Here is an 8958-nt window from a genome sequence, read left to right on the forward strand (position 1 = left end):
ACCCTGTAAATGAAGTATGTAATTAAAATAATAAAGGCCAGCAAAAAGTCGACTATGGAAAACATCAGCACATTGGTTGTTTTTGAAAGGTCCATTGTAACAACCAACAACAGTTGGAATAATATATTGATAGTTAAGTTAATTACCGGCTTAATGATCCAGCCCCGCGACACCAAAACTGAATAGGTAACGCCTGCAAGCATTGCTAAGCAGCTTGAGATGGTAATTAACAGCATCTCTTTATTGAGATTTGCGTAACCCTTACCCAATACCCAAAGTACCTGTGAAGGGAACAACAGAACTATAACCACTATAATAAAGCTGATCACCAAAAGCGCAATTTCAATTTGTATAAATCGCTGCACCAGTAATTTCTTTTGCTCAGGCAAACGTGCAAAACGTGGCACAATCAGCGTACTGAACAGAGTGGTAAAAACTGTTAGCACAGTGGTTAAACGACTTAATGCGCCAACATGGGCTATGGATTGTGTATTTCCAAATATTGAGATGAGCCAGATGGTTATCTGCCCTGATACGCAAAAATAAATAGCACCAGGCAGCGACCGTTTTACTATGGCAAGTATTTCCTTTTCAATTGCCGGATCTGATTTTTGTTCGGGATCTGCATATTCGGCCGAAATTTTCCTTAGCTGAACATTTGCCCACATACGCGGGATGCCGTTCCCTAAAATAGCTACAGCCGTAAACGGGAATACAAGTAATGAGCCTACCATTAATACAAAACGCCCCAGGCCGGCAGACAGCTGATTTTTTTGCAGCTTATTTATCCCCTGGTGCAGTTTAGAGGCAGTTTCGAGCAATGTATCACTTAGTGCAGCAAAAAAAGAGGGAATGATAGCTAACACAACAAAGCATGAAGTTAATAGCGTTGCGCCGTTATGCACAAGCAGGTAAAATAGTACAGGTAAAGAGATCAGCAGGCTAAATACACCGAATATTTTACGCAGTTTGAGCCCACTGGCAATTACTACGCCTAATTTTTCACGATCGCGCCAAACTTTCCCTCCCTGTGCCATTACACCTGATGAGATGCCGCCATCAGCCAATACAGTCATTGTACCCAGCATGGTATTGGACAGCGTGTAAAAAGCGTACTCCGTTGTAGGCAATAACCTTACGATCAGTATCCCGGTTAATAAGCCCAACAGTTGAATAACTGCCTGGGCCGAAAATGTAACAGCAACAAGCTTTGTCCATTGCTGCCATTTCTCGAACCTGCCATTCACAGCAATGTTACTTGTTAAACTTTTCATATAGCAGGCTGCAAATTGGGGAAGTCATGCATGTGATGCACATATTGAGATATTGGCTGTGTTTATTAAAGAATAGCGTTAAAACCGGCTTGCAAATTTTTTCAATTTACTTTTCATGCTCCTGGTTGGTTCCTTGATATAACTGTTTTTTTGGTAGATATAGCTATTGGCATGCAACTCGCTTTTAACAGCGTTAAAAATGAGTTTCATTCTTGGCAGTTTATTTTCCTCCCGCAATTCATTTATAAAGCCAAGTTCCTGGCTTGGGGTATAATCCTGCCTTATCACGTACAGGCATAAATCGCACATCGGAGAAATGATCATCGCATCCGTTAAAATATGAACCGGCGGAGTATCAATAAGGATATGGTCATATTTTAATTTTAACTCGGCGATCAGGTTAGCCAGCTGCTTGCTTTCAAGCAACTCTGAAGGGTTAGGCGGAACCGCCCCGCCGCAAATGATATGCAGATCATCCGAGATCTCTGACTTTTGAATTATTTGTGCCTGACTTGCATTGCCAATAATATAATCCGTTAACCCAACAGTTGAGTTTTTCAATTTAAACCGCTTAGCCAGGGTTGGATTGCGCAAATCCAGTTCAACAAGTACTGTTTTTCTTCCGGCAATGGCTAAAACCGCGCCCAGGTTACTTAACACAAAACTTTTGCCTTCACCTGATATACTTGAAGTAAAAAGTGTCGTTTTACCGGGATTATTATTGTTATTATGCAAATAACTCAGCTTGGTTCGCAAATCCCTAAACTGCTCGCCGATAAAGGTTTTTTGATTGAGCACTACAATAGGGTCTGTAGTATCCGAGTCCGTGATCTCGATCAATACTGGCAAGCCTGTACCTTCAATGATGGCGTTTTTGCTTGAAATCTTATTTTTAAAAGCATCTCTTCCGTATATCATACCAGTAGGTACAATGAGGCCGAATAAAAGCGCCATAGCATAAACCGAGCCCGGAATTGGTGCACTTTGCGACCCATTATGTGCCTGATCAATTGTAACAGCGTCAGAAATAGTTGAAGCGTAATCCAGGCTCAACTCCTCCTTTTTCTGGAGCAGGTAAACAAATAAGTTTTCCTTGATCCCCTTCATGCGGTCAATATCCTTCAGGTCTCTTTCCTGGCCGGGTAAGCTGCGTATGGTTGATTGGTATGAGGAGCCAACACTTTGCAGGCTTCTCTGGGTTTCCAATAATGAAGCCCTGGTTGTTTTTAAATTTTCCCTTAAGGCAGCCCGCGTTAACGCTATCTGCTGATTTATGGGATTGAACAAAGGATTACTTTCAGGTAAAGTAGACAGCATTTTAGTGCGCTCCAACTGCAAATCAGTTAAGCGGTCAATATATCCCTGCAGGGCGGGGCTGTTTATGCCCAATATTGACGGGGTGTTTCCTTTGTTATCATCAGAGTTAAGGTAACGATCAACTCCATCCACAACACTTATCTGAATTTTAATATCATTAAGCTGTTTTTCATTTGATTGAGCGCCGCCCACATACTGAGACGACTGATCAGCAATTTCAGTGATGCCGCGTACACTTTTGTAACCGGTATACCTGTTTTCAACGTTGTTCAGTTCCTGGGTAATAGAACCTAACCGTTCCTCAACAAATTTGATGGTGTTTTGGGTTGAACGGCGTTTTTCTTCAACCGAAGCAGCCATGTAAACCCTTATAAGATCGTCAACAATTTCACGCCCCCTTTCAGGTACTTCATCTTCCAGCCTGAAAATAACTGTTGAGCTTTTAGCCACCGGCGATTCATGAACAGCACCTTGATAATATCCTACTACATCATCTATTTCACGCAGCTTTATCCTGATTGTTTTGCCTATATACTGATTGAAACTGGCTGATTTATCAAGCTTCCAGGTACCAAAACTATTCACCATGTTATTTTGAAACGCAAACCTGATGGGCTTTTCCTTAGGCTGTTTTATTAAAAAAGTGCTGTCGCTTTCAATTACGATATCAAATATTGAATTTAACGAACCCTTTCCGCGGCTGATCAGTTTAAACTGCACCGGGGTAGTGCTGTAAATATCTTTGTATGAATAATATGGCGTTGGTTCCAGGTAAGTGGTCCATAGTTGTAGATCTTCCACTACCTGCCTTGTTACCGGGATTGAACTCATTAAGCCCATTTGTTCATCAATTCCTGTTTGAGCTTCGGTTAAGTTAATTGCTTCAAGGGCGGCCTTGTTAGCGTCCTTTTGCTGATCTTTAACCATCACCTTGGCATATATCTGGTAAACAGGCCTTTTATATTTAAGATAAAAAACGGCAAGCCCAAAGCACAAAACCAGGAAAATTAGATATAAGGGCCAATGAAACAAGATCTTATTAAAAAAGATCCTGACTTTGGCCGACCCTGAATCATTAGAATTAACAACCTCCATATTATTTTTATTTATTGAGATAACTTTTAAGGTATTTATTTAGTTACCTGGTAGGTAACCAATATCAGCGAGGCTATTGAAATTATAATTGGCAGTATTTTGAATGTAGTGCTTTGGCTTGCAAACTTATCTTTGCCAGGTTCAACGTATAACAGGTCGTTACTTTTAAGATAATAGTATGGCGATTCGAATAACCTTGGGGAGGTGATATCAATATTTATATATTTCCGTTTGCCATCAACTTCCCTAACCAATAAAATATTTTTACGATTGGCGGTTGGGGTAAGATCACCCGCGCGGCTAAGTGCATCTGTAATTGAAAACCGTTCATCAGTAACAGAAAGTACATCCGGGTGCGCTACATCACCTAAAACTGAAACTTTAAAATTCAAGAGAGAAACTGATACTTCCGGTTCTTTCAAAAAGGGTGTTATTTTGCTTTTAATGGTTGCAGCAGCCTCTTCAAGCGAAAGCTGGCTTACTTTAACGCCATGTACTAAAGGCAGCTGGATTTCACCGTCTTTATTTACCAGGTAACCATCGCTTGGGGAAGATGCGGAGGCAGCTCCATCTTTACCTTTAGCTGAAGTAGTCGGCGCACCGGTATTAAAAATAGCCGAACCATCGGCATTTAAGCTTTTAACAGTTAATGCCAAAACATCGCCAGGCTGTATTGTTGGGGGCGAAAAGTTTGTGATCTTATAACTCATCTCCGGGTTTCTTTCCAGCCCATGGAAATAAATATTCTCCTTGTAGCTGGCACAAGACGTAAGCAGCACCATTAAAACTAAAAAAGTTGTTAATAATTGATTTTTCATCATAATTGATTTTAATTATTTCTTAAAAAAGAAGGGCCTTGAATATTTACTCCGGCACCTTAAAAAAAGGTATTAGCTGTTAGCAGGGTGTGGATAGTTGAACAGCGACGTTAAATGATAGAATATTTGTTGCAACATTATTGGGCAAAAACCGTATAGCAACGCAAATACATTTCACTCTTTATTCAAAAGCATATTTGCAATGACGTTAGCCTCTCAAAAGAAAATTTACTTAACCGATCTTGAACAAAATCTGACCTTTGCAGGCTTCCTTAAATCTTATGAAGAAGTGAATGATAATGTTATTGCCACTCTCCTAAATATTGAAGTTTACGATTATACCTCTTCAACTCCATTATTTAGTTTGGGAGAAACCACCTTAAAAAAAAGCAAGGATAAAATCTTTATCGATGGCAGTATGGCGTGCTGTTAAACAGCCGGGGCTTTTGTTAATTACGCAGGCTCTAATATTTTTCGGAGTGTAACTTTGGTTAAGGGCTTTATGATATAATCTAAAACAAAATCGTATTTTTTTGACAATGCCAGATCAGATGGATCAATTGACGATGACATAATATAAACATCTATTTTTTTAGATAAACGGCCTCTCAGCTTGCTATATTTATGGAGGAATGTTGCGCCGGTCATGATATCCATACTAATATCAACAAATATCATATCGGGTAATTCATCACTATCGGCTTTGTTTTCGGTCAAAAATTCAAGAACTTTTGTAGCGTCAAAATAATATTTAGTTGATGGCAGATATGATAAATAAGTTTCAATCATTCGTTGAATGATAAAATGTTGAATTGGCTCATCGTCAATAAATATTATTTTCACACAGGTTAGGTTTTGCAGGTGTTATTATTGAACAGGCATTTCGTAGCCTTTATATATATTTCGTTAAAAAACAATCACATAAGATTCTATTAAAAAACAATCATTTTCTTTTTATCCGAAAAAAGATTGACATAAAATTTTATTTTCTTTGCGCCAATAATTAAACTATGAGTGAGCCCGTTACAAAAAAGATATATATAACAGATCTGAACGTCAATCTTACATTTTTGGGTGAGGTTAAATCTTTTGAAACCAAGGATGAAAGCATCTCAGTTTTATTGAACAATGTTACTGTGTATGAATATTCATCTTCTAATTATTTATACTCACAACCCGAAATCTCGCTATCAGGCCCTGCATCCCGTTTCCATATTGAAGATGCAGTGTAAATATTATCGTTAACCAATTTTTTGATCCGAATCCCTGTCCAATCTTAAATATTTAATTCCTTTGGGTTCTGGATATACAGTTTTCTGCATATTTGACATCATCCTTTTGATCACCTTGCTGATATTAAGGTGATTTTCGGCATAGTTGCGGGCATTCAATTTAATTTCAGCATTGTCAGACGTGCAGCAGTTAAGGATAGCATTTTTCAAATGATCAATATCTTCAGGCGGAATAACGACGCCCATATTATTATCATTTATCACCTCATATAATGTGGTTCCCTGGTCTGCCGTTACCAGCGCTAAGCCGCCAACAGCCAAAATGGTGGTAAGTTTTGATGGCATAACCAGGTCGGCAGCACTCTTTTTTTGCAAAACCAGGTGAACATCGGCCATATTCAAGAAGCTGTTAAATAAATGGCGTTCCTGGAGCTGGAAGAAACTCACGTTATCAAGCTGTTGCGCTTTAGCCCGCTGAATGAGCTTATCTTTATGAGGGCCGGTTCCGCAGATCACAAACTTTATAAACTTAACCGTCCGTAGTTTTTCTGCCACATCTAAAATAGCTTCAATTCCTTGCTTTTCACCAATGCTGCCCGAATATAATACCACTTTATCATTCGCATTAAAATTCCACATCAATTTTAATTCGGTGCAGTTACTTAAAGGATAACAGGCATCTGTATCAACCCAATTAGGAAAAAATGATATTTCACGATTAATTTTATAGCTGATCTTTTTAAGCATCCCCTTTGAGATAGAGCTTACAAAATCAACCTTCCGCATGATAAACCTTTCCATCCCGAACAAGATTTTAAATGCCTTTTTTGATTTTAGCATATTCAAATCTCTGGCTGCTTCAATTTGGAGGTCCTGGATGTGGTAAATAATTTCTCCTCTTTTAAAAAACCTATAGAACAGCCCTAAGAAACCTAAATGAAAAGGTGGCGCTACACAAAAAATGTAATCGTTTTTAGGTTTGAACAATAAGTAGATAAGTGTAAAAAAGGCCGATAGAAAGAAAGTAGCCTCATGGATCAATCGTTTTAAACCACCGGGCTTTTCAGGTATATATAAGGGGCACCTATATATGGTAAGCTTACCGTTTTTTAATACCTCCCGTTTATAAAACCTATTTAAATATGGTGCTTGTACTTTCCAGAACGGATAATACGGAAAGGCTGTTACTACTGTACATTCGTAATTATTATCAACAAACCAATCAACCATATCTCCGGTATATTTTCCGATGCCCGTCAATTCAGGAGAAAAGTTGATGCCTATAACTAATATCTTTTTGCTCGATGCGTTTGGCCTATTCATTTGATTAAGTTATCAGCGAGGGAATTAAGAACCTTATTATTTCAGGATCCTGTTATACTTCGATCTTAATTCACTTAAAGTTAATTTATTATCACACCAGTATTAAACCCGAGCACGGCAGCTTATACTCTTTAAAAAGCAAATCATTGTAAAAACTGTGGTTGCAATAACTATCTAATTGGTGAGAGATATTAATTGATAATTGAGTATAGCTTCGCCATTTCACTTACAATGACTATTTTCAATTAAAAATTACTGTGCATCTTTAACAATTCATTATCAATGTTTAATTAAACATGAATTTTATTTAACACATTGATACAAAATTACCCATATAATTTATTTATCATCAACGAAATGGCCGATTGTTTCAAATCGTACAAAAGTGAGATATTATTCACATTCTTGTAACAAACGAACAACCATTTACGTATGGCAAAACCAGCACGAAAACAGGTATCTGAACAATATCCACAACATGCTATACAGGTAGCTTTATTTAATTTAAAAGAAAACAAAGGCCATAAAAACAAACTATTGATTAAACCCACCTTTCGAATAACTATTCATTAATTTTTTTACTCCTGCAACTTCCCTTTAGTTAATAATCAACAGCCCGGGAGACTCGTAAGCGGCTAAATATAACCTCTACCCAGCCTGACTTTTACACCACACTTTTTTCTCAATTTGGGAACAAGTTGTGCGGGACTATGCGAATTATTAAACTAATTGGCGATTTTTATGAAAATAACGCATTATAAATTGAAAAACATTAGTTTGATTATCTACCTCATTTTCAAACGAATAAAAACAGCACTCAAATAACTATGATGAAGAACGCCGTTTTACTCAAGCCCACATCACCAAATTGGATGGTTGTATATACAAGGTCCAGATTTGAGAAAAAAATAGACAGAACCTTAAACGATAACAGCATTATTTCTTTTTGTCCGGTGATTAAATCACTAAAAAAATGGGCCGATAGAAATAAAATGATAGAGACACCACTGTTTCCGTCATATGTTTTTGTCAAGGTAAATGCAAGCGAACAGCTTAAAGTAAAGCAGGTTCCTGGTGTAATAAATTTTGTATCCCATTGCGGAGCGCCTGTGATATTAAATGACCTGGAAATTGAACGGATAAGATCAATAGTTGATACCTATTCGGAAGTTGAACTTATCAGCATACAGAATTTAAACATTGGCAATAAGGTTAAAATAAAAGATGGCTTACTATATAACTACCAGGGGGTGGTTACTCAGATTATGGGCAAAGCCATATTAATGACCATTGAACAGCTTAACTGCGTTTTAACCGTAAAGGTAAACGTAGATCAAATTTGTTTAAATGTTGCGAGTTAATTTTTTAAGATGTATTATTAACTTGTTACTTATATTTTTTAATAATTATCAACTTAATTGCGATTAAGATTGTTATTAAGCAGTTCAAAACTTATCTTACAAAAACTTATGGATTTGCACCATGGCGAAATAGTGGAAAAAGTGGTTAGACGCAAAGGCTGCAGCATAAGCGAAATAGCACGATTCACTAACGTTAACCGACGCTCCGTTTATTACTGGTTTAATCAAAAATACTTAAAGCCGAAAATCATATACAAAATAGGACTTTGCCTGAAACATGATTTTTCAGTTGAATTTCCTCATTTGTTTACGGAAGGTGAATTTGACAATATTAAAAATCAGGGTTATCAAACACCAGATTATCACACAGATGAGATGGAAGATTCTTACTGGCGGGACAAATACATAGAATTATTGGAGAAATACAACAAAAGCCTCCTGGAAAACTCAAAAAAGAAATTTGACCAACGTTAGTGGCAATAGCTCTCAGTTAAAAACTACATAAGCGGAGAGAAGAAGAGAAAAGAAAAGCAAACAA

At 37.5% G+C, this 8958-nt stretch carries 9 protein-coding genes; 4 read left to right on the forward strand and 5 right to left on the reverse strand.

Annotated features, from left to right (window positions below; translation table 11 throughout):
* From VF500_RS08045 to VF500_RS08055, 3 genes are all read right to left on the reverse strand, one after another.
* A partial coding sequence (locus tag VF500_RS08045; protein WP_330859180.1) for a polysaccharide biosynthesis protein occupies positions 1 to 1274 on the reverse strand: 1274 nt, incomplete at its 3' end.
* Positions 1275 to 1352: 78 nt separating this feature from the next.
* Positions 1353 to 3686, reverse strand: a complete 2334-nt coding sequence (locus VF500_RS08050) for a GumC family protein (protein WP_330859181.1) — start codon at positions 3684 to 3686, stop codon at positions 1353 to 1355.
* Between the two features lie 35 nt (positions 3687 to 3721).
* Positions 3722 to 4504 carry a polysaccharide biosynthesis/export family protein gene (locus tag VF500_RS08055; RefSeq protein ID WP_330859182.1) on the reverse strand — a complete coding sequence of 261 codons (783 nt, stop codon included), beginning with the start codon at positions 4502 to 4504 and terminating at the stop codon, positions 3722 to 3724.
* 202 nt (positions 4505 to 4706) lie between these two features.
* On the opposite strand from VF500_RS08055, the gene VF500_RS08060 reads away from it, so the two are divergent.
* Positions 4707 to 4937 (forward strand): hypothetical protein, encoded by a 231-nt coding sequence (locus VF500_RS08060; RefSeq protein ID WP_330859183.1) that lies wholly within the window; start codon positions 4707 to 4709, stop codon positions 4935 to 4937.
* 20 nt (positions 4938 to 4957) lie between these two features.
* Here the strand turns inward: VF500_RS08060 and VF500_RS08065 are convergent, their stop codons facing one another.
* A complete protein-coding gene (locus VF500_RS08065) occupies positions 4958 to 5347 on the reverse strand; it encodes a response regulator (RefSeq protein WP_330859184.1) in 390 nt (129 codons plus the stop codon).
* A gap of 167 nt (positions 5348 to 5514) precedes the next feature.
* On the opposite strand from VF500_RS08065, the gene VF500_RS08070 reads away from it, so the two are divergent.
* Positions 5515 to 5736 carry a hypothetical protein gene (locus VF500_RS08070; RefSeq protein ID WP_330859185.1) on the forward strand — a complete coding sequence of 74 codons (222 nt, stop codon included), beginning with the start codon at positions 5515 to 5517 and terminating at the stop codon, positions 5734 to 5736.
* Between the two features lie 9 nt (positions 5737 to 5745).
* Here the strand turns inward: VF500_RS08070 and VF500_RS08075 are convergent, their stop codons facing one another.
* On the reverse strand, positions 5746 to 7059 hold the full coding sequence (locus VF500_RS08075; protein WP_330859186.1) for a WcaI family glycosyltransferase: 1314 nt from the start codon (positions 7057 to 7059) through the stop codon (positions 5746 to 5748).
* A gap of 872 nt (positions 7060 to 7931) precedes the next feature.
* On the opposite strand from VF500_RS08075, the gene VF500_RS08080 reads away from it, so the two are divergent.
* Together VF500_RS08080 and VF500_RS08085 are read left to right on the forward strand one after the other, a co-directional pair.
* Entirely contained in the window at positions 7932 to 8420 is a 489-nt protein-coding gene (locus VF500_RS08080; RefSeq protein WP_330859188.1) for a UpxY family transcription antiterminator, read from the forward strand.
* Positions 8421 to 8528: 108 nt separating this feature from the next.
* A complete protein-coding gene (locus VF500_RS08085) occupies positions 8529 to 8894 on the forward strand; it encodes a hypothetical protein (RefSeq protein ID WP_330859187.1) in 366 nt (121 codons plus the stop codon).
* Positions 8895 to 8958: the final 64 nt, after the last annotated feature.

Source organism: Mucilaginibacter sp. (genome assembly GCF_036383575.1).
Lineage (GTDB): Bacteria > Bacteroidota > Bacteroidia > Sphingobacteriales > Sphingobacteriaceae > Mucilaginibacter.